The sequence below is a fragment of the Agromyces sp. GXQ0307 genome (genome assembly GCF_044769845.1).
Taxonomy (GTDB): domain Bacteria; phylum Actinomycetota; class Actinomycetes; order Actinomycetales; family Microbacteriaceae; genus Agromyces.
Map to the genome: position 1 here is coordinate 718629 of NZ_JBIZVY010000002.1, position 24765 is coordinate 743393.

At 71.9% G+C, this 24765-nt stretch carries 25 protein-coding genes; 7 read left to right on the forward strand and 18 right to left on the reverse strand.

Going from position 1 to position 24765, the window contains the following annotated elements; genetic code table 11:
- Positions 1–56: 56 nt before the first annotated feature.
- Positions 57–1574: a catalase gene (locus ACIQH8_RS08660; protein WP_400997181.1), complete on the reverse strand. Its 1518-nt coding sequence runs from the start codon at positions 1572–1574 to the stop codon at positions 57–59.
- 125 nt (positions 1575–1699) lie between these two features.
- Positions 1700–2140, reverse strand: a complete 441-nt coding sequence (locus ACIQH8_RS08665) for a Fur family transcriptional regulator (protein ID WP_400997184.1) — start codon at positions 2138–2140, stop codon at positions 1700–1702.
- Positions 2141–2307: 167 nt separating this feature from the next.
- Here ACIQH8_RS08665 and ACIQH8_RS08670 point away from each other — a divergent pair, with 167 nt between their 5' ends.
- On the forward strand, positions 2308–2796 hold the full coding sequence (locus tag ACIQH8_RS08670; protein ID WP_400997186.1) for a hypothetical protein: 489 nt from the start codon (positions 2308–2310) through the stop codon (positions 2794–2796).
- A gap of 62 nt (positions 2797–2858) precedes the next feature.
- Here the strand turns inward: ACIQH8_RS08670 and ACIQH8_RS08675 are convergent, their stop codons facing one another.
- Both ACIQH8_RS08675 and ACIQH8_RS08680 read right to left on the reverse strand, forming a co-directional pair.
- Complete coding sequence (locus ACIQH8_RS08675; RefSeq protein WP_400997188.1) at positions 2859–4004, reverse strand: M14 family zinc carboxypeptidase; 1146 nt, start codon at positions 4002–4004, stop codon at positions 2859–2861.
- Between the two features lie 118 nt (positions 4005–4122).
- Positions 4123–5448 (reverse strand): mechanosensitive ion channel family protein, encoded by a 1326-nt coding sequence (locus tag ACIQH8_RS08680; protein WP_400997190.1) that lies wholly within the window; start codon positions 5446–5448, stop codon positions 4123–4125.
- 189 nt (positions 5449–5637) lie between these two features.
- Here ACIQH8_RS08680 and ACIQH8_RS08685 point away from each other — a divergent pair, with 189 nt between their 5' ends.
- Positions 5638–6537, forward strand: a complete 900-nt coding sequence (locus tag ACIQH8_RS08685; RefSeq protein ID WP_400997193.1) for a formylglycine-generating enzyme family protein — start codon at positions 5638–5640, stop codon at positions 6535–6537.
- 15 nt (positions 6538–6552) lie between these two features.
- Here the strand turns inward: ACIQH8_RS08685 and ACIQH8_RS08690 are convergent, their stop codons facing one another.
- On the reverse strand, positions 6553–7287 hold the full coding sequence (locus tag ACIQH8_RS08690) for a flavodoxin family protein (protein ID WP_400997195.1): 735 nt from the start codon (positions 7285–7287) through the stop codon (positions 6553–6555).
- A 111-nt stretch (positions 7288–7398) separates the two neighbouring features.
- Entirely contained in the window at positions 7399–7932 is a 534-nt protein-coding gene (locus ACIQH8_RS08695; protein ID WP_400997198.1) for an adenine phosphoribosyltransferase, read from the reverse strand.
- A gap of 76 nt (positions 7933–8008) precedes the next feature.
- Between ACIQH8_RS08695 and ACIQH8_RS08700 the strand changes: the two genes are divergently transcribed.
- Positions 8009–8563, forward strand: coding sequence for a DUF3817 domain-containing protein (locus tag ACIQH8_RS08700; RefSeq protein WP_400997201.1), 555 nt, complete (start codon positions 8009–8011; stop codon positions 8561–8563).
- Positions 8564–8657: 94 nt separating this feature from the next.
- On the opposite strand, the gene ACIQH8_RS08705 is transcribed toward ACIQH8_RS08700, so the two are convergent.
- Complete coding sequence (locus tag ACIQH8_RS08705) at positions 8658–11855, reverse strand: carbohydrate binding domain-containing protein (protein ID WP_400997204.1); 3198 nt, start codon at positions 11853–11855, stop codon at positions 8658–8660.
- Between the two features lie 309 nt (positions 11856–12164).
- On the opposite strand from ACIQH8_RS08705, the gene ACIQH8_RS08710 reads away from it, so the two are divergent.
- The 4 genes from ACIQH8_RS08710 to ACIQH8_RS08725 all read left to right on the forward strand — a co-directional run bounded on the left by ACIQH8_RS08710 (position 12165) and on the right by ACIQH8_RS08725 (position 16331).
- Positions 12165–12980: a shikimate 5-dehydrogenase gene (locus ACIQH8_RS08710; RefSeq protein ID WP_400997207.1), complete on the forward strand. Its 816-nt coding sequence runs from the start codon at positions 12165–12167 to the stop codon at positions 12978–12980.
- Between the two features lie 200 nt (positions 12981–13180).
- Positions 13181–15535 (forward strand): phosphoribosylformylglycinamidine synthase subunit PurL, encoded by a 2355-nt coding sequence (gene purL / locus ACIQH8_RS08715; RefSeq protein WP_400997210.1) that lies wholly within the window; start codon positions 13181–13183, stop codon positions 15533–15535.
- A 20-nt stretch (positions 15536–15555) separates the two neighbouring features.
- Positions 15556–16056: an NUDIX domain-containing protein gene (locus tag ACIQH8_RS08720; RefSeq protein WP_400997213.1), complete on the forward strand. Its 501-nt coding sequence runs from the start codon at positions 15556–15558 to the stop codon at positions 16054–16056.
- Positions 16057–16064: 8 nt separating this feature from the next.
- A complete protein-coding gene (locus ACIQH8_RS08725) occupies positions 16065–16331 on the forward strand; it encodes a hypothetical protein (protein ID WP_400997215.1) in 267 nt (88 codons plus the stop codon).
- Between the two features lie 82 nt (positions 16332–16413).
- Here ACIQH8_RS08725 and ACIQH8_RS08730 read toward each other — a convergent pair whose 3' ends face one another.
- The 11 genes from ACIQH8_RS08730 to ACIQH8_RS08780 form a co-directional block, all read right to left on the reverse strand.
- Positions 16414–16947 (reverse strand): hypothetical protein, encoded by a 534-nt coding sequence (locus tag ACIQH8_RS08730; protein WP_400997218.1) that lies wholly within the window; start codon positions 16945–16947, stop codon positions 16414–16416.
- A 64-nt stretch (positions 16948–17011) separates the two neighbouring features.
- On the reverse strand, positions 17012–17431 hold the full coding sequence (locus ACIQH8_RS08735; protein WP_400997221.1) for a pilus assembly protein CpaE: 420 nt from the start codon (positions 17429–17431) through the stop codon (positions 17012–17014).
- Between the two features lie 33 nt (positions 17432–17464).
- The gene (locus ACIQH8_RS08740; protein WP_400997224.1) at positions 17465–17665 is read right to left on the reverse strand and encodes a hypothetical protein; all 201 of its coding nucleotides are present in this window, start codon (positions 17663–17665) and stop codon (positions 17465–17467) included.
- Positions 17662–18627, reverse strand: coding sequence for an SDR family NAD(P)-dependent oxidoreductase (locus tag ACIQH8_RS08745; protein ID WP_400997227.1), 966 nt, complete (start codon positions 18625–18627; stop codon positions 17662–17664). The genes ACIQH8_RS08740 and ACIQH8_RS08745 overlap by 4 nt, the downstream gene beginning before the upstream one ends.
- Positions 18624–18998, reverse strand: a complete 375-nt coding sequence (locus ACIQH8_RS08750; protein ID WP_400997229.1) for a chorismate mutase — start codon at positions 18996–18998, stop codon at positions 18624–18626. The genes ACIQH8_RS08745 and ACIQH8_RS08750 overlap by 4 nt, the downstream gene beginning before the upstream one ends.
- A 9-nt stretch (positions 18999–19007) precedes the next feature.
- Complete coding sequence (locus ACIQH8_RS08755) at positions 19008–21290, reverse strand: heavy metal translocating P-type ATPase (RefSeq protein ID WP_400997232.1); 2283 nt, start codon at positions 21288–21290, stop codon at positions 19008–19010.
- Positions 21290–22261 (reverse strand): heavy-metal-associated domain-containing protein, encoded by a 972-nt coding sequence (locus ACIQH8_RS08760; RefSeq protein ID WP_400997234.1) that lies wholly within the window; start codon positions 22259–22261, stop codon positions 21290–21292. Before ACIQH8_RS08760 ends, ACIQH8_RS08755 begins: the two co-directional genes overlap by 1 nt.
- Before the next feature lie 14 nt (positions 22262–22275).
- Positions 22276–22485 (reverse strand): heavy-metal-associated domain-containing protein, encoded by a 210-nt coding sequence (locus tag ACIQH8_RS08765; protein WP_400997237.1) that lies wholly within the window; start codon positions 22483–22485, stop codon positions 22276–22278.
- 211 nt (positions 22486–22696) lie between these two features.
- Positions 22697–23464 carry a hypothetical protein gene (locus ACIQH8_RS08770; RefSeq protein WP_400997239.1) on the reverse strand — a complete coding sequence of 256 codons (768 nt, stop codon included), beginning with the start codon at positions 23462–23464 and terminating at the stop codon, positions 22697–22699.
- On the reverse strand, positions 23461–24372 hold the full coding sequence (locus ACIQH8_RS08775; RefSeq protein WP_400997241.1) for an ABC transporter ATP-binding protein: 912 nt from the start codon (positions 24370–24372) through the stop codon (positions 23461–23463). Before ACIQH8_RS08775 ends, ACIQH8_RS08770 begins: the two co-directional genes overlap by 4 nt.
- The gene (locus tag ACIQH8_RS08780; protein WP_400997243.1) at positions 24369–24728 is read right to left on the reverse strand and encodes a GntR family transcriptional regulator; all 360 of its coding nucleotides are present in this window, start codon (positions 24726–24728) and stop codon (positions 24369–24371) included. Before ACIQH8_RS08780 ends, ACIQH8_RS08775 begins: the two co-directional genes overlap by 4 nt.
- Between the last annotated feature and the right edge of the window lie 37 nt (positions 24729–24765).

The window sequence follows — 24765 nt, forward strand, 5'->3', positions numbered from 1 at the left end:
CGAGCCGGGTGCGCTTCTGCGGTCGCGCGGGTCGCGCGACCGGGTCGGCCGGCCGACTAGGCCGCGACCTCGTCGTCCTCGGCCTCGGGCTGCTGCGGCGCGCCCGCGTTCACGCCCGCGGCGTACGCCGCGCGGAGTGCCGCGCCGAGGTCGCCGTCGACGTTCGTCCAGTACTGGAAGAACCGCTCGCGGATCTCGTCGACCGTGATCGCGTTCGCCTGGCCCGCGAGCGTCTCGAGGAAGCGCGCCTTGGCCTCGGCCGTGTAGACGTCGCGGTAGAGCGTGCCGGCCTGGCCGAAGTCGGAGTCGTCGGCGCGCAGCGTGTAGGCCGTGCGCACGAGCGACCCGTCGGCCTCCCAGCCGCCCTCACCCGCGGCATCCGCGGACGCCACCGGGCCGCCGACCGAGTTCGGCGCGTAGACCGGCGCGGTTGGCGCGTTGAAGTGGTACCGCGCGGCGCCGTCCTGCGAGTAGTTGTGCACGGATGCCGCGTGCGGCGCGTTCACCGGGAGCTGGTTGTAGTTCGTGCCGACGCGGTAGCGCTGCGCGTCGGGGTAGCTGAACACGCGCGCCATGAGCATCTTGTCGGGGCTGATCGCGATGCCGGGCACCGTGTTCGCCGGTGAGAACGCGGCCTGCTCGATCTCGGCGAAGAAGTTCTGCGGGTTCCGGTCGAGCGTCAGCGTGCCGACCGGGATCAGCGGGTAGTCGGCGTGGGGCCACACCTTGGTGAGGTCGAACGGGTTGAAGCGGTAGGTCTTCGCGTCCTCGTAGGGCATGACCTGCACGTGGAGGTCCCACTTCGGGTGGTCGCCGCGCTCGATCGCCTCGTAGAGGTCGCGGCGGTAGAAGTCGGCGTCGGCGCCCGCGATCGCCTCGGCGGTGGCGGCATCCAGGTGCAGGTCTCCCTGCTGCGAGCGGAAGTGGTACTTGACCCAGAACCGCTCGCCCTCGGCGTTGATCCACTGGTACGTGTGCGAGCCGTAGCCCTGCATCTCGCGCCACGACTTCGGCAGGCCGCGGTCGCCCATGAGGTAGGTCACCTGGTGGGCCGACTCGGGCGAGAGGGTCCAGAAGTCCCACTGCATGTCGGCGTCGCGCAGGCCCGAGCCCGGCAGTCGCTTCTGCGAGTGGATGAAGTCGGGGAACTTCGCGCCGTCGCGGATGAAGAACACCGGCGTGTTGTTGCCGACGATGTCGTAGTTGCCCTCCGTGGTGTAGAACTTCAGCGAGAAGCCGCGCACGTCGCGCCACGTGTCGGGCGAGCCCTGCTCGCCGGCGACCGACGAGAAGCGCAGGAGCGTCTCGGACTCGGCGCCGGGCTGGAAGACCGCCGCGCGGGTGTACGCCGAGACATCCGCCGTCACCTCGAAGCGGCCGAACGCGCCGCCGCCCTTGGCGTGGACGATGCGCTCCGGGATGCGCTCGCGGTTGAACTGGGCGAGCTTCTCGACGAGGTACCGGTCGTGGAGCACCGTGGCGCCGTCGGCGCCGGCCGTGAGCGAGTGCGCGTCGCTGGCGACCGGCGTACCGGTCTGGGTCGTCGTCACGGGCGGGGTCGTAGGGTTCGACATGTCGTCCTTCTCTTCTCGATGGGTGGATGCCGCGGCCGCGCGATGCTCGGCGTGCGGGCACGACGAACACCGCCACGGTCGGGCGGTCGGCGCGCGAGCGCGCCGGGGCGAGCGGATGCCGCCGGCTAGCCGGCGACCTCCCGCCGGCAGTCGGCGCAGAGGCCCCAGAAGGTCACCTCGGCGGTCTGGATGGTGAAGCCGTTCGTGTCGCTCGGCGCGAGGCACGGGGCGTGGCCGACGACGCAGTCGACGTCGGCGACGGCGCGACATCTCGTGCAGACGACGTGGTGGTGGTTGTCGCCCGTGCGGCTCTCGTAGAGCGCGGGAGACTCCGCCGGCTCGATGCGCCGCAGCAGGCCGGCCTCGGTCAGCGCGCCGAGCACGTTGTAGATCGACTGCAGCGAGGTGCCGGGGAGCGTGTCGGTGACGCGTGCGTGGACGGCCTCGGCGTCGAGGTGACCGTGGCCGACGACGGCGTCGAGCACCGCGAGGCGCGGGGCGGTCACCTTGAGGCCCGCGTCGCGGAGACGCGCAGCAGCGTCGTCGCGGTGCGGCTCGGTGTCCATGGCCCCACTGTAGCAGTTGTTTTGAGTAGCTCAAAACAACTGCGCCACGAGCTCGTGTCTCCCGGCGCGCGCCGGGCTGCGCCAAAGCCAGCGCATAGCCTCGCGGCCGAGCATCAGGGCAGGAGCGGTGCGACCGCACCGAGCCGGACACGCTCGAAGGACCGATGATGACCTCCCAGACCACGACCACGGAAGCGGCGGACCCGACGACGCCGTCGGGGGCTCCCGCCACCGCCCCGACGGAAGCACTGCCGCCGGCGGCGCAGACGGCACCCGCACCCCGGACGCCTCCCCCGTTCCATCCGGCGTCGCCGGCGGAACCCGCGGCGGCCGCGCCGCCCGCCCGGGGCGGATCGACCGCGGCCGCGGAACCCGCGCCGTGGTACCGCCGCGCGTGGGTGATCGCGCTCGGCGCCCTCGTTGCGGCGCTCGTCTTCTTCGGCGCCGGCTTCGTCGCCGGCAACGTGGCCGCGCTCGTCAACGGCGTGGTCGGCGGCCAGGCCGGCGTCCCCTCTGGCCCCGGCTTCGGGGGCGACCGCGACGGCGACGGCTTCGCCCCGGGCGGCGGTCGCCCCGGCTTCGGCGAACCCGGCGAGCGCCCCGGGTTCGGGGACGAGGACGGCGACGACGACGCGGGCACGGCCCAGTCCTTCTGACTCGCGCCCGCACACGGCGAGGGCCGGACCGCCGACGGCGATCCGACCCTCGTCCGTGCGTCCTACGGGAGCGGGATCACCCCGGTGTCCGTCTGGTAGCCGGTGACCGGCGCGTGCGGGATCTCGTCCCAGCGCGCCGGGTCCTCCTGCTGGACCTCGCCGGTCGCCATGCCGACGAGCAGCTCGCTCAGCGCGACGACGTTCTGCTTGATCGACTTGCCGCGCGCCTTCTGGCCCAGGCTGCCGTCGCTCGTGTTGCCGCTGGTCTCGAAGAAGATCGCCGGGTTGCTGTGGCCCTCGGGGTTCAGCCCCTCGTGGTCGAGGCCGAGCATCATCGCCGAGACGACGCCGCCCTTGATGTCGATCTCGAGGCTGCCGCCGACCTGGTAGCGGTCCATGTTCACGTACCCGTACTTGGCGAGCTCGTCGTAGACGTGCACGTGCATCTGACGCGTGAGCACGTCGTAGGCGCCGCCCTCGACGCCCGGGAGGGTCGGACCGCCCGGAGCGAGCGAGATGCCGAGCGACAGCGTCACGTCGTCGCCCGTGCCGTACTCGCGCTTCAGCCCCTGGTGATGGATGTCCACCGCGAATGCCGGGTCGACCATCGTCCAGTACTCGTAGAACGCCTCCGACTCGGCGGCCGCGAACTTGCCCTCGCCCCAGTCGCGGTTCAGGTCGATCCGGGCGTCCGAGCCGTCCTGCAGGATCGTGTGGCGGATGTTGAGCTCCGACCCGTCGGGGTTGTACATCGGGATCACGTGGAACGTGTAGGTGTCGCGGAGCAGCGTCCAGTCGGGCGAGCCGTTGGTGCCGAGCTCCTTGAGGACCGCGAGGAGCGACTCGGTGCCGTACGGCTCGTTGCCGTGGATGCGGCCCTGGAGCCACACGGCCTCGGGGCCGTCTCCGACGGTGGCCACGTACAGGTCGCGGCCCGACTCGGAGGTCGAGACCGCGGTGCCGACCTCCGCCAGCGTCCGGACGTCGACGCCGAAGCGAGCGGTGTCCTCGAGCTTCTGGAGTTCGGTGACGAGGTCGTCGTAGGTCGCGATGCTCGACGTGTTGGTGTTCCCCTCGGTGGAGGGGAAGTTCGGGTCGGCGACGGCGGGGCCGGCGGCGGCGAGTGGGGCAGCGACCGCGAGTGCGGCAGCCGCGGCGAGGGTCGCGGTTCGGGATCGGTGGTGCGTCGGCGTCGGGCCTGTGGACATCGAGTTCTCCCCTGTGAGTTCGACGTGCCGGTGAAGGCGGCACGAACTCCCGGGAAGATACCCGGAATGGGCTTTCCCGCGAGCGTGCTGCGAGCCTACGGAGAACCGCCTCCGCTCCTCAAGGGACGCGCGTCCCCGATTCATCGCTCGACCCGCGCCGATCGTCCCCGCCATCGGATACGTCGACGCGGTCGCCTCCGTCGCCCTCCCGTTGCACCGGGATCGCCTGCGTGAACTCCGACGCGCGCTGCTCGCCGTCGGCCGTGCCCGAGAACAGGCCCGCGCGGGGCGTCGAGCCCGTGACCGGCCTCGGTTCCGATGAGCGCTCGGCCGCGGCATCCGCCGCACTGCCGTCGACCTCGCCTCGGTCGGCGGTCGACGACCGCTCGGCGATCGCGGCCGGCTCCGCGCCGACCAGCACGCGCTGCTGCGGCAGCGCCCCGGCGTCGTGCTCCCGCATCCACTCGACGAGGTCCTCGCGCACGAGGCAGCGGAGGTCCCACAGCGCCGCCGAGTCGGCCGCGCTCACGAGGACCCTGACGCGCACGAGGCCGCCCGTCGCCTCGGTCACCTGCAGCACCTTCGTGCGGCCGTCGAAGAGCTCCTCGCCGTCGAGGATCCGATCGAGCTCCTCGCGCATCGCGTCCGTCGAGATCCGCCAATCGACGTCGAGCTCGACGGAACCGATCAGCGCGCTGCCGTACTTCGTCCAGTTCTGGAACGGCTTCGTCGTGAAGTACGTGCAGGGCAGCACCACGGTGCGCTCGTCCCACGTGACGACCACGACGTAGGTGAGCGTGATCTCCCGGATCCGGCCCCACTCGCCCTCGACGACCACGACGTCGTCGACGCGGATGGCCTCGCTGAACGCGATCTGGATGCCCGCGAACATGTTCGCGAGCACGGTCTGCGCCGCGAGACCGGCGACGATCGACGCGATACCGGCCGAAGCGAGCACGCTCGCGCCGACGGCGCGCACGCCGGGGAAGGTGAGCAGGATGGCGCCCACCGCGATGATCACGATGACGACCACCACGAGACGGCGCACGATCTGGAACTGCGTGTGCACGCGGCGAGCGACGCGGTTGTCGGCGACATCCATCCGGTACCGGCTGACGCCCACGTCCGCGAGGAACAGGAAGAGCTGCGCGACGAGCCACGCACCCGCCGCGATCAGCGCGATGAGGAACGCGTGATCGGCCGCCGGGCGCCAGGCGGCGTCGGGGAACGCGAGCGCGATCGAGATCCACGCGCCGGCCGTGAGGAGCACGCTGCGGAACGGCCATCGGGCGCGGCGGATGAGGATGCCCGCCCAGTCACGGCGACGCGCGACGGCGCGGACGATGATCGAGGCGATGGCGGAGACGACGAAGGTCGCGACGACCGCGATGACGAGCGCGATCGCGAAGACGAGCGTGGTCTCCCAGGCGGATGCGTCGGGCATGGGACTCCTCCGGTCGGGGTTCCCCAGCGTAGGCGGGGCCCCCACGGGGCCCGCAAATCGTGGCGTGCGCTCTCGGCGTCTGCCCAGCGGATGCCGTGCGAATGCCGAGGCGCGCCGGACGCCGCGCCGTCCAGTGGATCGACGGCGTCGGCGAACCTCGCCGCGCGAGGGCGCGGGTAGCCTGAACGGATGGCCCTCACCGAGCTCGTCACCCTGCCCGGCGGAACGTTCCGCATGGGCAGCGACGTCCACTACCCCGAGGAGGCGCCGCAGCACGAGCGGAGCGTCGCCGCCTTCGCGATCGAACGCCACCCGGTCACGAACGCGCAGTTCGCCGAGTTCGTCGAGTCGACCGGGTACACGACCACCGCCGAGCGACCGCTCGACGCCGACGAGTTCGCCGACGTCCCCGAGGCCGATCGCGCGCCGGGATCGCTCGTGTTCACGCCGACCGACGGACCCGTCGACCTGCGGGACTGGCGGCAGTGGTGGCGATGGGTGCCGGGCGCCGACTGGCGCCATCCGTTCGGGCCCGACTCGAACCTCGACGGACGGGCCGACCATCCGGTCGTGCACGTCGCCTACGCGGATGCCACGGCCTACGCCGAGTGGGCCGGACGCCGCCTGCCGACCGAGACCGAGTGGGAGTACGCCGCGCGCGGCGGCCTGGACGGCGCCGAGTTCGCCTGGGGCGACGAGCGGCTGCCCGACGGGGTCGTCATGGCGAACACCTGGCAGGGCGACTTCCCGTACCGCAACTCCGGCTGGGGCGGCACATCGCCCGTCGGGTCGTACGGCGCGAACGGCTTCGGCCTCGTCGACGTCATCGGCAACGTGTGGGAGTGGACCTCCGACCCGTTCACGCCGCGGCACGTGCCGCCCGGAGCGACATCCGTCGACCGCGGCCGGCGCGCCGACCTGCTCGCCGGGGTCGCGCCCTCGCGCGCGCTGCACGTCACGAAGGGCGGGTCGCACCTCTGCGCACCGGAGTACTGCCGGCGGTACCGGCCGGCGGCGCGATCGTCGCAGGCCGAGGACTCGTCGACGACGCACCTCGGGTTCCGCTGCGCGGCGGACGTCGTGGGCTGACCGGGCGCCTCGCGCTCAGCGGTACTCGGGGTTCGGGTCGTCCGGCGTCGGCCGGTAGCCCCACCGCTCGCCGGAGTCCCACTCGTCGCGCACGTTGCCGATCGCCGGGATGCCGCCGGCGTCCTTCAGCAGCTTGGCGACGTGCATCAGGTTGTACGTCATGAACGTCGTGTTGCGGTTGGTGAAGTCGTTCTCGGGTCCACCGGAACCCTCGTCGAGGTAGCTCGGCCCGGGCCCGGCCTCGCCGATCCAGCCGGCATCGGCGGCCGGCGGGATCGTGCAGCCGATGTGCTGGAGCGAGAACAGCACGTCCATCGCGCAGTGCTTCAGGCCATCCTCGTTGCCCGTGATGATGGCGCCGCCGACCTTCCCGTAGAAGACGTACTGCCCCGTGTCGTTCGTCTCGCCCGACATCGCGTAGAGCCGCTCGATGAGCCGCTTCGTGATCGACGAATTGTCGCCGAGCCAGATCGGGCCACCGATGACGAGGATGTCGGCGTCGCGGATGCTCGGCCAGATCTCGTCGGGCCAGGCGTCCGTCGCCCACCCGTGCTCGCGCATGTCGGGGTAGACGCCGGTCGCGACGTCGTGGTCGACGAGGCGGAACGTCTCCACGGTGACACCGTGCTGCCGCATCAGGGCGATGCTCGCATCCATCAGGCCCTGCGTGTTGCTCACCTCGGGCGAGCGTTTGAGCGTGCAGTTGACGTACACCGCGCTGAGGTCGCTGAAGTCCGGTGCTGCTGCCATGGTCCGAACCTACGCCCGAAGCGAGCGGATGCCACGGGGTTGCCGGACGCGTGGAACTCGCCTACGCGAACGCGGAGGCCGTCGGGCCGCCGCGGACTGCCCGCCGCCGGATCAGTACTGCAGCAGGCTGCGGACCTCGAACCGATCGCCGAGCCGCTCGCGCGCGCCGAGCCCGCGGAGCTCGATCGCGACCGAGACGCCGGCGACGAGCCATCCGGCCCGCTCGATCAACGCCGCGGCGGCCTCGACCGTGCCGCCCGTCGCGAGCACGTCGTCGATGATGAGCACGCGTGAGCCGGGCGGCAGCTCGCCCTCGTGCACCTCGAATGCGGCCGTGCCGTACTCGAGGTCGTACTCCTCGCGCAGCACCGCTCGCGGCAGCTTGCCGGCCTTCCGGACGGGGAGCACGCCCGCGCCGCAGAGCGCCGACGCGGCGCCGGCGAGGAGGAACCCGCGCGCCTCGAGGCCGGCGAGGTGGTCGAACCGGCCGGCGAAGGGCGCGGTGAGCGCCTCGGACAGCGCGTGGAACGCGGGCCCGTCCGCGAAGACCGGCGTCAGGTCGCGGAAGACCACGCCGGGTTCGGGGAAGTCCGGGATCGTCGCGAGCTTCGACTCGACGAGCTCGCGGGCCTGCGCGTCGTTCACCGGTTCACCCTACTGCGGCGGCCGCTCCATCGTTCGTTCGATGCGCACGGACGGCCCCGTTTGCGAAGATGTCCGGGTGAGCTCCCCCGACGCGAACCCGACACCCGCCACGATCTCCGACACCCTCCACATCCCACCGGTGACGACGCCGGTGACCTCGGTCGCGCCGGGCCTGACGCCGAAGCGGCTCTTCCGACTGCTCGCGATCGCCGAGGCGATCACCTGGACGATCCTCATCACCGCGCTCATCATGCGCGCGACGCTCGGCCTCGACTGGGCCGTGCTCGTCGGCGGATCGGTCCACGGCTTCGTGTTCCTCGCGTACGCGTTCACCGCCGCGCTCGTCGGCGTCAACCAGCGCTGGCCGTTCGGACTCATCGTGCTGGGCGTCGTGTTCGCCGTCGTGCCGTACGCCACGGTGCCGTTCGAGCTCTGGCTCCTTCGTCGCGGACGGCTCGACGGGCCGTGGCGGCGCGAGGCGACCGACCACCCCGCCGATTCGAACGTCATCAACCGGATGCTGCGCTGGTTCCTCGCACGCCCGCTGCTGCTCACCGTGGCCGCCGTGCTCGGCATCGCGGCCGTGTTCGCGCTGCTCCTCTTCATCGGCCCGCCCGGCGGCCGCGACTGACCGATCGCCACGTTCCTCCGAGGTTCCGAGACGAAGGGCGGGGCGGATGCCGCGGCATCCGCCCCGCCCTCGTCGACGGGCTACGGGAACCCGGTCACTCGACCGTCACACGGTCGATCGAGTGCGTGCCCTTGCCCGCGAACGTGAGGGAGTAGCCCTGCACGTCGGTGAGCGTGAGCCCGTCGTCGGGCGCGCCGGCCGGCTGCTCGTCGGCGCGCTTGAGGGCGTCGAACGGGATGGTCACCTCGTGCCAGCCGGCCGTGCGGTCGACGACGCTCGCGACGAACCGCTCGGCCGTGTCGGGCGCCTGGTAGACCCGCACGTAATCGACCGTCAGCGATTGCGGGAACACGAGGTCGTCGCCGGGCGTGCCACCGAAGTTGCCGCCCACCGCGATGTTGGTGATGAGCGAGAACGGGTGGTCGAACACCCACTCGTTCGGCGCGACATCCGCGGGGTCGGCCTGGTGGTAGACGATGCCGTCGACCTCCCAGGTGATCTCGTCGGGCGTCCACTCGACCGCGAACTCGTGCCAGCCGTCGGGCACCGGCTGACCGAAGTCGTAGATGCCGCCGTAGGACTGGCCTCCCGAGTAGCCGGGGCCGTGGATGGTGCCGAAGATCTCGTTCGGCAGGCGTCCGACGTACTCCATGATGTCGATCTCACCGGTCTGCGGCCAGCCGACCTCGCGGAAGTCGGTGCCGAGCGACCACACCGCCGGCCAGATGCCGGTGCCCTCGGGCAACTGCACGCGCGACTCGATGCGCCCGTACTCGAACTCCTGCTTCTGCTCGGTGATGAGGCGAGCCGACGTGACCTCGCACGGGCCGTACCAGCACTCGAGGTCGGTCGTCGCGGGGTCGACCTCGCGCGCGGTGATGACGAGGTTGCCGTCACCGTCGAGCGCCGCATTCTCGGTGCTGTCGGTGTAGTACTGGCGCTCGTCGTTGCCCCAGCCCCAGCCGCCGGTCTCGTAGGTCCAGTTCTCGGGGTTCGCGGGCGCGCCCGCCGGGCCGTCGAACTCGTCGCTCCACGCGAGCTCCCAGGTGTCGGGGCCGGCGTCGGGCGCCGGGTCGTCCTGGATGCCGACCGTGATGCGCGTGGGCTTGCCGGTGCCGTTCACCATGAAGCTGATGCCGTCGGCATCCGACCAGTCCTGGCCGCCCGCGAACTCGCGCGTCATGCTCGCCGTCCCGCGGTGGGTGAAATCGGCCACGCCCTCGTAGGCGCCCTGACCCTCGTAGGCGTCGTCGTCACCGGCCGCGATCTCGCGCGTCGTGAGCTCGGCGTTGCCGGTCACGTCGTAGAGCCACGGCGCCGACTCGAAGTCCTCGACGAGCGAGGCGTCGATCGGGTCGTCATCCTGGATGCTCACCGTGGCGGTGCGCACGAAGCCGAACTCGGCGCCCACGGGGTCGGAGAGCCGGACGACGAACGTCTCGTCGACCTCGTGCTTGCCGTCCTCGATGGTCGGCAGCTCGATCGTCGCCTCACGCTCGCCGGCCGGGATCGTGACCGACCCGCTCGCGGGCGTGAAGTCGCGGTCGGCGGTCGCCGAGAGGTCCTCGGTCGCCGTCCGCGCCTCGGTCGACTCCGCAGACCAGTCGACCGTGACCTCCGTCTCGGCCACGCGGTTCAGGCGGATGACGCCGGTGACCGTGTCGCCCTCGTCGACCTCGTAGCCCGACCGGTCGAACCCGACCGCGAGCGCGGGCGGCTCGGCCTCGCCGTACACCAGGACGTCGTCGTACAGGAAGGTCTGCGGCGTCGTCGTGCGGAGCGAGCCGAAGGCGTACCCGTGCATGTCGGTGAGCGTCAGACCGTCGTTCGGCGCGCCGTTGCCGATGTTCTTGCGCTGGAACTCGTCGAAGTCGAACGTGAGGAACTTCCACCCGCGCCAGTCGTCGGAGAACGAGACGACGAAGCGCTCGGCGTCGTCGGTCGTCGAACCGGGGTTGCGGTTGTCGAGCAGGTCGAGGAACAGGTCGGTGCCCGAGCCGTTGCCGTACATCCAGAATCCGATGCCCTCGTAGGTCGACCAGTCCTCGGTCGTCCAGGCGTCGGCGGCGTCGTTCGTGAAGTTGCGCACGACGACGCCGAAGCTCGTGACCTCGAAGTCGGCCCGCAGCACGTCGTTGCCGTCGGGGGCGCCGGGCACCGGGGCCGGCGGAGCGTCGGTGCGCTCGAATGCGACCGTGCTGCTCGGGTCCTGCGCCTCGAACCAGCCGACGGGGATGCCGCCGGCGTCCCCGCGGACGAGCGGCGACTCGTGGTCGTCGACGATCGTCGTGCGACCGGACGGCGGCCCGACGACTTCGCCGTCGTCGTCGAGGATCGTGACCTCGAGCGCCGTGACCGAGCCGAGCTGCGCGCCCGACGGTGCGGCGAGCTCGAGCGTGAAGGTCTCGTCGGCCTCCTCGACGTCGTCGCCGGTCGTCGCGACCTGAACCGTCTTGAGCGTCTCGCCCGCCGCGAACTCCACCGTCGTGGCGGGGTCGGCGTAGTCGCCGTCGGCGATCGTGGCGGTGCCGTCGACGGCGCCGAGCTCGACCGTCACAGGCGCGGCCGACGCGAGGTCGAGTCGGACCTCGACGTCGATCGCATCGCCCTCGATCGCGGTTGCGGTCGCGGCCGAGAAGGAGACCGACGGAGTGAGGTCGGAGTCGGAGTAGACGGCGATGTCGTCGACGCGAATCGTGTCGGCGCCGTTCACCGCCGGGATCGCGTACCCCCAGAGCGTCGTGAGCCCGAGCCCGTCGTCGGGCGCCCCGCCCGGCTGGAAGTCGGTCGCGCGGGTGAAGGCCGACCAGGGCAGTCGCACCTCCTTCCATCCGTCGGTGTCGTCGACGAGGTCGACGTCGAAGCGCTCGGAGGCGTCGGCGTTCGGCCCGCCGTCGAAGAGCTCGACCTGGTAGGAGGCCCCGTTGCCGGAGCCGTCGACCATGAGGGTCACGCCGTCGAACGCGCTGACGTCGCGTGCGCCGGCGAACGTCTGGCCGACGCCGCCGAATGATCCCGGCGCGGTGACGTCCCATCCGTAGGAGACGACCTTCGTCGGGTCGGTCTGGCCGGGCTTGGCGTCGGCGGAGCCGGCGGCGACGTCGACGATGCCGAAGCCCGCGGCACCGTACGAGAAGAACCCGTCCGGCGCGCCGCCCTCGAAGTCGGCCAGGACGGAGATGCTGCCGGCCGCGGAGGCCGGGGCTGCTGCGGCGAGCGGCGCCGCGACCACGGCCGCAGCCGCCAGGGTCGCTGCCGTTCGGCGTGAGAGCGCTCTCTTCTTCGAATCCATTCGTGCTCCATTGCAATAGGTGAAGGGATCGACCGAGGTGGTCCCGGACAGGGTAGGCAGGCCCCGGCGATTCCCGCAAGCCCCTTGTCAGTACTGGGATCGATGGCCCGGCAGTCGTTTCGTCCGCGCGAAGCGCGGGAAACCGCTCACCGAAGCCCGTCTCGAAGAGAGCGCTCTCACAACATATCCCCGTCGCTGCCGGTCCGGGTGTGCGCCCTCCTTCGTCGATCGGACGGGAATCGGCGCCGGCCCGACCCACCCACCGCCAGCTCGCGTCCGAACGACGCGCACGACGGCGAGAATGGCGGCATGCCGATCCTCAACAAGGACATGCAGGTCTGCATCTCGCTGTCCGGCCGCCCGTCGAACCTCGGCACGAGGTTCCACAACTTCCTCTACGACGAGCTCGGGCTGAACTTCCTCTACAAGGCGTTCACGACCGACGACCTCGAGGGCGCGATCCGCGGCATGCGCGCCCTCGGGTTCCGCGGCTGCTCGGTGTCGATGCCGTTCAAGGAGGCGGTGATCCCGCTCGTCGACGTCATGGACGACTCGGCCGCCGCGATCGAGTCCGTGAACACGATCGTGAACGACGGCGGTCGCCTCACGGCATCCAACACCGACTACGAGGCGGTGGCGCAGCTCATCGCCGAGCACGGGCTCGACCCCGCCGCGCGGGTCGTCGTGCGCGGGTCGGGCGGCATGGCGAAGGCGGTGGTCGCCGCATTCCGGGGTGCCGGCTTCGACGATCTCACCGTGCTCGCCCGCAACGTGGAGGCGGGGCCCGCCCTCGCCGAGAGGTACGGCTACGCCTGGACGGCGTCCGACCCGGCGGCCGACTTCGACGTCATCGTGAACGTCACGCCGCTCGGCATGCAGGGGGCGGATGCCGCTGCGCTCGCCTTCGACGAGCGGTTCATCCGGCGCGCCTCGACGGTCTTCGACGTGGTGGCGTTCCCCGCCGAGACTCCACTCATCGCGGCCGCCCGCTCCGCGGGTACGCCCGTCATCACCGGCGCGGAGGTCGTCGCCCTGCAGGCCGCCCGGCAGTTCGAGCGCTACACGGGCGTCGCCCTCACGCGCGACCAGGTCGAGCGCGCCGCCGCGTTCTCGCGGGCCGGGTGACTGCGCTCCTCGCCGCGCGCCCGCCGGAGTCCCGTTTCTGCGGTGGAGGGCCGGATGAGCCCGCGCTCCACCGCAGAAACGGCACTCCAGCGGGCAGCGCGAGCGGGCGATGCTCGCCTGAGCACGCCGGGTAGACTCGGTGCGACCGGCATCCGCCCGCGGCATCCGTCTCGCCGCCGTTTCCAGGAGCTCGCCACACCGTGACTGACGCACCCGCCACGACCGCTGCCCCCGACGAGGCCGCAGCCCCCACGACGCCGGTGCTCGACACCGTCGAGGTCGCGAAGGCGACCCCCGAGAAGGAGCAGCCCTACGCGGCGCTCGGCGTGAAGCCCGACGAGTACGAGCGGATCCGCAACATCCTCGGCCGGCGGCCCACGAGCGCCGAGCTCGCCATGTACTCCGTCATGTGGAGCGAGCACGCGTCGTACAAGTCGAGCAAGGTGCACCTGCGCCAGTTCGGCAAGAAGGTCACGCCCGCGATGAAGCAGCACCTCATGGTGGGCATCGGCGAGAACGCCGGCGTGCTCGACATCGGCGAGGGCTGGGCCGTCACGTTCAAGATCGAGTCGCACAACCACCCGAGCTTCATCGAGCCGTTCCAGGGCGCCGCGACGGGCGTCGGCGGCATCGTCCGCGACATCATCTCGATGGGCGCCCGCCCGGTCGCCGTCATGGACGCGCTGCGGTTCGGCGCGATCGACGACCCCGACACCGCACGCGTCGTGCACGGCGTGGTCGCCGGCATCAGCTTCTACGGCAACTGCCTCGGCCTGCCGAACATCGGCGGCGAGACCTGGTTCGACCCGACTTACCAGAAGAACCCGCTCGTGAACGCGCTCGCGGTGGGCGTGCTCCGGCACGAGGACCTCCACCTCGCGAACGCGAAGGGCGTCGGCAACAAGGTCGTGCTCTTCGGGGCCCGTACGGGCGGCGACGGCATCGGCGGCACGTCGATCCTCGCGTCCGACACGTTCGCCGAGGGCGGCCCGACCAAGCGCCCGGCGGTGCAGGTCGGCGATCCGTTCGCCGAGAAGGTGCTCATCGAGTGCTGCCTCGAGCTCTTCAAGGGCGACCTCGTCGAGGGCATCCAGGACCTCGGCGCGGCCGGGATCTCGTGCGCGACCAGCGAGCTCGCGGCCAACGGCGACGGCGGCATGGCGATCGTCCTCGACGACGTGCTGCTGCGCGACCCGTCGCTCACGCCGGAGGAGATCCTCATGTCGGAGAGCCAGGAGCGCATGATGGCGATCGTGCGCCCCGAGAAGCTCGCCGGCTTCATGGAGGTCGTCGACAAGTGGGATGTCGAGACGAGCGTGCTCGGCGAGGTCACCGACACCGGGCGTCTCTCGATCACGTGGCGCGGCCAGGAGATCGTGAACGTCGACCCGCGCACGGTCGCGGTCGACGGCCCGGTCTACGAGCGCCCGATGACCTACCCGTCCTACCTCGACGCGCTGCAGGCCGACACGTCGGCCGCGCTCGAGCGCCCGGCCGACGACGACGGCGACGGCCTCCGCGACCAGTTCCTGCAGCTCGTCGGGTCGGCCAACCAGGCGGATGCCGCGTGGATCACGAACCAGTACGACCACTACGTCCTCGGCAACACCGCGCTCGCGGCACCGGATGACGCGGGCATGATCCGCGTCGACGAGGAGTCGGGCCTCGGCGTCGCCGTCGCGACCGACGCGAACGGCCGCTACTGCCAGCTCGACCCGCGCCGCGGCGCGCAGCTCGCGCTCGCCGAGGCGTACCGCAACGTCGCCGTGACCGGTGCGACCCCGATGGGCATCTCCGACTGCCTGAACTTCGGCAGCCCCGAGAACCCCGAGGTCATGTGGCAGTTCGCCGAGGCGGTCACCGGCCTCGCCGACGGATGCCTCGAGCTCGGCATCCCCGTCACGGGCGGCAACGTCAGCTTCTACAACCAGACCGGCGACGTGCCGATCCACCCGACTCCGGTCGTCGCGGTGCTCGGCGTGATCGACGACGTCGCGCGCCGCATCCCGTCGGGCTGGCAGGACGAGGGCCACAACATCTACCTGCTCGGCGAGACGTACGCCGAGCTCGACGGCTCCGCCTGGGCGGGCGTCGTGCACGACCACCTCGGCGGCGTCCCGCCGTTCGTCGACCTCGACCGCGAGAAGCGCCTCGCCGAGCTGCTGCGCGCCGCGGCGCTCGAGGGCCTCATCGACTCCGCGCACGACCTCTCCGACGGCGGGCTCGCGGTCGCGCTGGCCGAGGGCGTGAACCGCTTCGGCGTCGGCGCGCGCGTGTTCCTGGGCGAGGTCACCGAGGATGCGGGCATCGACCTCGCGACCGCGCTCTTCTCCGAGTCGACCGGCCGCGTGATCGTGACCGTGCCGCGGGAGGACGACGTGAAGTTCCGGGGTCTCTGCGAGGGCCGCGGCTACCCGGTGCGCCGTATCGGCGTGACGGATGCCGCGTCCGGCTCGCTCGAGGTCCAGGGCGCGTTCACGGTGTCGGTCGAGGAGCTCCGCGGTGTGAACCGTGCGCCCCTCGCCGACGCGTTCGGCCCGGTCGTCGGGTACTGATCGGGCGGATCGACGGCCCGATGTCAGACGAGCCGCGGCAGACGTATCCGGCGGCCTACGCCGCCGAGCACGGCACGTTCGCGCTGATCCCCGCGGCGTACGTGTTCCTCGTCGACCGCGGCCGCGTGCTCCTGCAGATGCGAGCCGGCACCGGCTACTACGACGGGTGGTGGGCCGCGTCGGCGGCCGGTCACGTCGACCCGGGCGAGACGGTCATGGCCGGTGCCGCGCGCGAGACGTCGGAGGAGATCGGGGTCGAGGTCGACGAGGCCGATCTCGAGCCGATCACGGCGATGCACCGTACGGCGCCCACCGGGCTGCCGATCGATCAGCGGCTCGACGTCTTCTTCGTGGCGCGGACCTGGCGCGGCATCCCGTCGCTGCAGGAGCCCGACAGGGCGAGCGCGCTCGAGTGGTTCGCGCTCGACGAGTTGCCCGAGCGGCTCGTGCACCACGAGCGCGTCGCGCTGGAGGGCTGGCGCGACGGCGGCCTTCCGGCCGTCACGGCGTTCGGCTTCTGAGGCCGGTCGTGGAGACCGTCATCGGAGTGCTCGCGGCGGCGTTCGTCGCCGCCCTCGTGATCGGGATGACCGTCCGCGCCATCCGCGCGCCGCGCGGGCAGCGTGCGCGGGCGGCGTTCGGCCCGCTGATGAGTGCGGGTGAGACCTACCAGGAACTGCACACCGGGCAGCGCGGACTGCAGGACTCGGTGATCGAGTCGATCGCCGAGCAGGAGCAGCGGCCGAGCCGCACGGACGGGGACGGCGAGTCGACTCCTCGGGACGCGCGCGGCTGACCGTCGCAGCGGCCGTGCGGCGCTCGAGACGCTCCTCGGCGGCGCAAGCCGGCTGAACCCGGAGGCGGTGCGGCAGTCCGGCTCACGCGCCCTGTGGCGGGTGCACGAGCAGGTCGACGCGCTCGGCGAGGTAGGACTCGATCGGCACCGCGCCATCCGGGAACGACGGGTTCCATCGCACGCCGACGACCGCGCCGTCCGTCAGCACGAGCGGCCCGCCGCCGGCGGCGAGTTCCTCGGGGTCGAGTGCGAGCGGCACCGCGTCGAACACGACCGTCTCACCCTCGGCGATGCCGCCCTTCACGGCGGCCGCCCGGTACGCACGATGCTCGGCCACCGATTCGGCGAGCACGCTCCTCCGTACGGCGCGCTCCGCCCGCACCACGCGCCCGGTCGAGTACAGCCGTCCGTCGGCGTCGAGGAGCAGCACGCCGAGCCGCCAGACCGGCGCGATGACGCGCATGCGCGGCGCCCGCGGGATCCCCAGAACCCTGCGGCCGGGGTCGAACTCGGCGAGCGTCTCCGTACGGGCGGATGCCTCGGCCAGGACGCGCACGGCCCGGTCCAGCGCCTCATGCGCCCGTGCGACCGCCCCCGCGGCATCCGTTCGACCCACGGCCCGAGCCTATTCGCACTGCTCCCGACGCCGCGCAGACGACGGACCCGAGCGGGCGGCCCGATCACCGCGTGCGGTCGACGAGGGCGAGCAGCGCCATCCCGTAGGCCTCGGCGGCGTCGGGGTGCTCGAACGCGAGCGCCTCGCCCGCGACCTCGATCGTCACCTCGTACGCGTCCGGTAGCCGCCGAAGGGAGCGGAACGTCGCGCGAAGCAGCTCGCGCAGCTGGTCCTCGCGCGGCAGCCAGACCGCGTCGGCGAGCGCGACGGAGTCGAGTGCCCACTCGGTCGTGCCGTTGAACGCGAGGATCGTGCCCGTGGGGTAGCGGCGGGTCTCGATCGTCATCTCGCTCACCGTGAAGGTGTCGGCCTCCACCTCGGCCTCGACGTCGCTCGGCAGGTCGAGCTGGAACCGGTCGCCCGAGTCCGGATGCCACGCCAGGCCGGCGTCGCGCAGCTGCAGGGCGAGGTCGCGGCTGATCATGCCGACACGCTACGCGTTCGGGGTCGCGCGGGCCTACTCGCGTCGCTTGCGGATGCGCGCCGGCCCGAGCCCCGCGCCGAGCCCGACGACGATGATCCCGGCGAACAGGAAGCCGTAGCGCGCGCTGAACACCCCGAAGACGCCGAGCACGACGCCGATGACGACGACCACGCGAGCGATCCGCATCCGGACGCCGGGCTGCGACCACCAGCGCGAGACCATCCCCCGGATCACGTTCGGCCCCCGACGTCGACGCCGCGGCCGACGGCCTCCTCGGCGAACGCCCACACCCGCGCTCCGATGCGCGCGTCGCGGCTCGTGCGCGTGGGCGTCGCCAGTCGCGGCGCGCCCTTGACCATCCACTGCGGGCCCCAGAACTGGCCGCCCTCGACGTCGTCGGCGGTCACGGCGTGGACGATCACCTCCGCGCCCCGGTGCTTGCCCTGCGCCCATGCGGCCTGCAGCGCGTCGGCGAACCGGTCGGCGGTGGGCGGCTGGTTCACGCCGGGCACGCGCGGCGTGCGGCCCGAGATCGCGTAGCCCGGGTGGGCGACGACGCTGTGCACGCGAGGTGTGACGGATGCCGCGCCCACGGCCTCCGCGGCCTCCGTCGCCGCACGGCGCAGCCGCCGGTCGAGCTCGAACGCCAGCGACGTGGCGGCGATCTTCGACTGCGCGTAGGCGCGCCACGAGTCGTACGACCGGGTGAGCTGGAGGTCGTCGACCCGGAACGTCGACAGCCTCGTCGAGAGCGAGCCGACCGAGACGACCCGAGCGCCCCGCGCGAGGTGCGGCACGATGTCGGCGAGCAGGGCGAAGTGCCCGAGCACGTTGGTGGCGAGCACGAGCTCGTGCCCGTCGACGGACTCGCGCCGCTCGCTCGGGGTGTGCACCATGCCGGCGTTCAGCAAGACCGCGTCGAGCGGCGCGCGGTCGAGCAGTCGGTCGGCGCCGGCGCGCACCGACTCGAGCGAGGCGGTGTCGATCACGAGCGTGTCGACGGAGGCGCGCGGCATCCGTGTGCGGATCGCGGCGACGGCCGCGGCGAGCCGCTCGGGGTTGCGGCCCGACAGCGTGACGTGCGCGCCCGCGCGCGCGAGGCGAGCGGACGTGAAGAACCCGAGCCCGGCGTTCGCACCCGTGACGAGCACCTGGCGCCCCGCCTGCGGCGGCACCGGCGTCGGGTACCAGTTCACGTGCGGTCCGACCCGGAGCCGTCGGCGATCTCCTCGTGGTGGCGGATCACCTCGGCCACCACGAAGTTGAACCACTTCTCGGCGAAGGCGGGGTCGAGGTGCGCGTCCTCCGCGAGCGAGCGGAGCCGCTCGATCTGGCGCTTCTCGCGATCGGGATCGCTCGGCGGCAGGCCGTGCTCGGCCTTCAATCGGCCGACCTGCTGCGTGAACTTGAACCGTTCGGCGAGCAGGTGGATGAGCGCCGCGTCGATGTTGTCGATGCTCGAGCGGATGCCGAGGAGGGTCGTGATCGCGGCGTCGCGTTCGTCGACCGCGCCGCCGCCCGCGGGCGGGGTGGGGTCGGCGGCGCGGTCGGGGGTCTCACCGGTCATGCTTCGACCCTAGGCGGTCGCGACCGCCGAACGGAACGCGCGCAGACGCAGACTGTTGGCGACGACGAACACGCTCGAGAACGCCATGGCGGCCCCGGCGAGCATCGGGTTCAGCAGGCCGAGCGCCGCGAGCGGGATCGCCGCGACGTTGTACGCGAACGCCCAGAACAGGTTGCCCCTGATGACGCGGAGCGTCCGCCGCGAGAGCCGGATGGCGTCGACCGCGGCGAGCAGGTCGCCGCGCACGAGCGTCAGGTCGGCCGCCTCGATGGCGACATCGCTGCCGGTGCCCATCGCGATGCCCAGGTCGGCCTGCGCGAGCGCCGCGGCGTCGTTGACGCCGTCGCCGACCATCGCGACCGTCCGCCCCTCGCCCTGCAGCCGGGAGACCACGGCCACCTTGTCCGCCGGAAGCACCTCCGCGATGACGCGGTCGATGCCGACCTCGGCGGCGACCTGCCGTGCGACGGTCTCGTTGTCACCGGTGAGCAGGATCGGCTCGAGGCCGAGTCCTCGCAGGCGTTCGACCGCGTCGGCGCTCGTCGGCTTGATCGCGTCGGCGACGCTGAGGGCGCCGCGCACGACGCCGTCCCACGCGACGACGACCGCGGTGCGGCCGTCGGCCTCGGCGGCGGCGACGGATGCCGCGACTCGCGCGTCGGGTTCGATCGACCACTCGGCGAGCATCGCCGGGCGACCGACGAGCACGAGGTGGCCGTCGACCACGCCGTGCACCCCGAGCCCGGGCCGGTTGTCGAACGATTCCGGCGACGGGAGGGTGCCGACGCGCGCGGCCGCGCCGTCGGCGATCGCCGTGGCGATCGGGTGCTCCGAGGCGTGCTCGAGTGCACCCGCGAGGCGGAGCAGCTCGGCCTCGTCGACGCCCTCGGCGGTGTGGACCCCGGCGAGCGACATCCGACCGCTGGTCACGGTGCCGGTCTTGTCGAGCACGATCGTGTCGACGCGACGGGTGGACTCGAGGACCTCCGGGCCCGTGATGAGCACGCCGAGCTGCGCGCCCCGACCGGTGCCGACGAGCAGCGCCGTGGGCGTCGCGAGCCCGAGCGCGCACGGGCAGGCGATGATGAGGACCGCGACGGCGGCCGTGAAGGCCGCCGCGACCGGGAACCCGCCCCCGATCCACGCGCCGAGCGTGCCGACCGCGATGAGGATCACGATCGGGACGAACACGCCGGCGACCCGGTCGGCGAGGCGCTGCACCTCGGCCTTGCCGGTCTGGGCGTCCTCGACGAGCCGCGCCATCTGCGCGAGCTGGGTGTCGGCGCCGACGCGCGTGGCACGGACGACCAGTCGGCCGCCCGCGTTGACGGTCGCGCCGACGACCGGGTCGCCGGTCTCGACCTCGACGGGCACCGACTCTCCCGTGACGAGCGAGGCGTCGACGGCGCTGCGGCCCTCGACGACGACGCCGTCGGTCGCGATCTTCTCGCCCGGGCGCACGACGAACTCGTCACCCACGGCGAGCTGCTCCACCGGGATGCGGGTCTCGACGCCGTCCCGGAGCACCGCGACGTCCTTCGCGCCGAGCTCGAACAGGGCTCGGAGCGCCGCACCGGCGGCGCGCTTGGAACGCTTCTCGAGGTACCGGCCGAGGAGGATGAACATCGTCACGCCCGCCGCGACCTCGAGGTAGAGGTTCGCCGCGCCGTCGCTCGGGGCGACGGTCAGCTCGAAGGCGTGCACCATGCCGGGCTCGCCGGCCGTGCCGAGGAACAGGGCGAAGAGCGACCACAGGAACGCCGACGTCACGCCGAGGGAGACGAGCGTGTCCATGGTCGCGGCGCCGTGCCGGAGGTTCACGAGGGCGGCGCGGTGGAACGGCCAGGCCGCCCACGTCACCACGGGCGCGGCGAGCGCCAGCGACGCCCACTGCCAGTAGGTGAACTGCAGGGCCGGGATCATCGACATGAGGATCACCGGCACCGAGAGCACGAGCGACGCGATCAGCCGGGTGCGCACGGAGCGCAGCTCGACGTCGGCCCGCGACTCGGCGGGCGTGCCGCCGTCGCCGGCACCCGATGCGCCGGCGGGCGCCGGCGGGGCGGGCACCGTCGCGCGGTACCCGGCCGCCTCGACCGCCGCGATGAGCTCGGCCTGGTCGACGCCCGCGGGCGCGGCGACGCGCGCCTTCTCGGTCGCGTAGTTCACGGTGGCGTTGACGCCCTCGAGCTTGTTGAGCTTCTTCTCGATGCGCATCGCGCACGAGGCGCAGGTCATGCCGCCGATCTCGAGCTCGACGACGCGCTCGGGCGAGGTGGTGACATCCGTCATCAGTGACCCTCCCCGTGCGCGTCGCCCTCGTCGCCGTGCGAGCCGTCGCCCGCGGCATCCGTCGACCCGGCCGTGGCGGTGAGCACGAACGGGACCGAACGGACGACCCCGTCGAGCTGCAGATCGAGGTAGAGCAGGTAGCGGCCGGCCGTGGGTGCGGTCGCCATGAACGAGATCTCGGGACCGGGCTCGGTGACGCCGTCGCCCGGCTCACCCATCGGATGCACGTGCAGGTAGGCGAGATCGCCCTGGCGCAGGGCCACGAGGTGCCCGTACGCGCCGAGGTACGGCTCGAGCGTCGTGACGGGCTCGCCGTCGCGCGTGACCGTGAAGGTGAGGTCGCTCTCGCCGCCGGCGACCAGTGCGCCGTCGAGTTCGACGGTGAGGTCGTCGACGGTGGACGTCGTGATGTCGGCGGCGCGCGCCTCGGGGGCGAACTCGCCTCGGACGTCGACCGTGCTCGTGAGCGTCACCGTCTCGCCGTGCCCGCTCGGCACGAAGTCGGCGAACACCCGGTAGGTGCCGGCAGTGTCGAAGGCGAACGGGACGCTCCATCCGCCCTCGCCGTCGGCCCGGGGGTGCACGTGGCGGAACTGCGCTCCGTCGGTGCGCACCACGATGAGGTGGAGCGCCTTCTCGTGCGAGATCTCGTAGTCGGTGACGGGCCGCCCCGCGGCATCCGTCAGGCGGAAGTCGATCGAGCCGTCGTCGCCGGCGGTCGCCGGCGCGGTCAGGTCGGTCAGGGTGTAGCCGGAGTGCGAGACGGTGACGCCGCGCACGTCGTCGGAGGAACCGGATGCCGCGGCGTGGCCGCCGTGGCCGGATTCGGTGGAGTTCATGTGATCGTCCTCGTTCGAGGTCCATGCGGCCGAGGCGTCGGCCGGGATGACGAGGGGGGCCGCGACGAGCGCGACGGTGAAGACCGCCGCCGCGCCCGCCGTGAACAGCCCCACTCGGGCTGCCGTGTTCACGTGCGACCGCCGGGTCAGACGCGCACGGCGGAGTAGCCGGCCTCCTCGACGGCGGCGATCACGCCGGCGTCGTCGAGGTCGGTCGGAGCCGAGAGGGTCAGGCTGCCGGACGCCGCCGAGACCGTGATGCCGGTCACGCCGACCAACTGCTCGACCTCTTCGCGCACCGACATCTCGCAGTGCCCGCACGTCATGCCCGTCACCTGGTACTCGCGCTCGGTCATGGTGTTCTCCTCGTTCTGGATCGGGATCGTGTTCGAGGGTACCCCACCGGGGTACCTGTCTCCAAGAAGGAACGTTATACCCCCATGGGGTATTCCGCAACCACCGTGGCGAACATGCCGGAGAGACACGACGAGGGCGCGGCATCCGCTCCCCCGAACGGATGCCGCGCCCCACCCGGACGCGTCGCGACGCCTGCCGCGACGCCCGGCCCTATCGCGGCGTCGCCCGTCGGATCACGAGGAACCCGGCCACGGCCCAGGCCAGCGCCGTCGCGAGCACCACCGTGAACACCCCGATCACCCCGATCGACGAGAGCCACGCACCGAGCGACTCCCATGACTCGGTGAACGTGAGCAGCGCGATGAGGGCGAGGATCACTGCGACGCCGCCGAAGAGCAGGATCATCATCCCCTTCATGCGCCAGCGCATGAAGACCGTCGTCACTCCGGCGCCGATGAAGAGCACGAGCAGTTGCAGGGCGAAGGTGGTGTAGAAGGCCGTGATCCAATCCGCCCCGAAGTACCAGAGCGCGTCGAACATGCCGGCGCCGACGCCCCACCCGCCGGTCGCCCGCTCGACGAGCATCAGCGTCGCGATCACGACGGCGAACAGGAACGAGGCGAGCACGAACATGATGCCGGTGCCGATCCAGTAGTCGCGCCGGGTCGCACCGAAGCCGAGGGCGAACGGGAAGGTGTACGAGACGGCCTGGACGCCGACCACGATCAGGTACCACTGCGGCGAGAGCACGGCCCAGCTGTATTGGAAGGCCAGTTCCTCCTGCGGTACGCCGGCGCCGACGAGGATGAGCGCGATCACCATGGTCACGGCCCACGCACCGCCCAGGATCATCGCCGGGACGACGAAGAAGATCGACGGATTGACGGTGTGCAGCCGGACGATGCGCAGGATCTCGTTCGGCCGGACGCGGCCCTGCGACCCGGTGACGGGCACGGATGCGGTGGTGACGGCGGTCATGCGGCGGCCTTCCCCTCGGGTTCGGTCGATCCGACGAGTTCGGCGCCGGTCAGGTGGACGATGAGCTGCTGGAGCGAGACGGGCGCGAGCTCGAGGCCGAGTTCGGCAGCACGGACGCGTTCGTCGTGGTCGAGGCGGCCGTCGATCGTGACGGATGCCAGGCCGCCGATGCCCTCGCGGCCGATCACCGGTCGGTCGGCGACGAACTGCTCCACGGCGGTCCGGGCGCCGGCCACCGTCGTCGCGCTGCCGCGCACCTCGTCGGCGTCGCGATCGAGCAGGATGCGTCCCTGGTCGATGAGGATGACGTGCTCGAGCAGGTTCGCGACCTCGTCGATCAGGTGCGTCGAGAGCACCACCGTGCGCGGGTGGGCCGCGTAGTCCTCGAGCAGCCGATCGTAGAAGATGTGCCGGGCGACGGCGTCGAGGCCGAGGTACGGCTCGTCGAAGAACGTCAGCGGCGCGCGCGACGCGAGGCCGACGATGACGCCGACCGCGCTGAGCTGGCCTCGCGAGAGCTTCTTGATGCGGCGCTTCAGCGGCAGCCGGAAGTCCGCGATGAGCCGCTCGGCGAACTCCGCATCCCAGTGCTCGAAGAACCACGGTGCGGAACGGAAGACGTGCGCGGGTGTGAAGTCCTCGGGGTAGCGCTGCGCCTCCGCGATGAAGCACATCCGACGCAGGACGTCGGCGTGCTCGGCCGGCTGACGGCCGAAGACCTCGAGCTCGCCGCCGTTCGCGAAGATCTGCCCGGTGAGCAGTTGCATCACGGTCGTCTTGCCGGCGCCGTTGCGACCGAGCAGGCCGTAGATGCGGCCCTCCTCGAGCGAGAGGTCGATGCCGTCGATCGCGGTGAACGACCCGTAGCGCTTGGTGAGTCCGCGCGCACGGACGACGGTGGTGGTCATGTCAGGATCCTTTCCTCGCGGACCATGGCCGCGAGTTCGTCGACGCCGATGCCGAGCTTCGCGGCCTCGACGATGAGCGGTCGGAGGTACTCGGCCGCGAACTCGGAGCGGCGACGCTCGATCAGTCGTTCGCGTGCGCCCGGGACGACGAACATGCCGACCCCGCGGCGCTTGGCCACGAGCCCCTGCTCGACGAGTCGATTCACGCCCTTCAGCGCGGTGGCGGGGTTGATGCGGTGGAACGCGGCGAGCTCGTTGATCGACGGGATCGCGGCATCCTCGGCGACGTGGCCGTCGACGATGTCGTTCTCGATCTGCTCCGCGACCTGCAGGAAGATCGGCCGGGATTCGTCCACGGAGCCTCGCTTCGGTTCATTGGTTAGTTACTTCAGT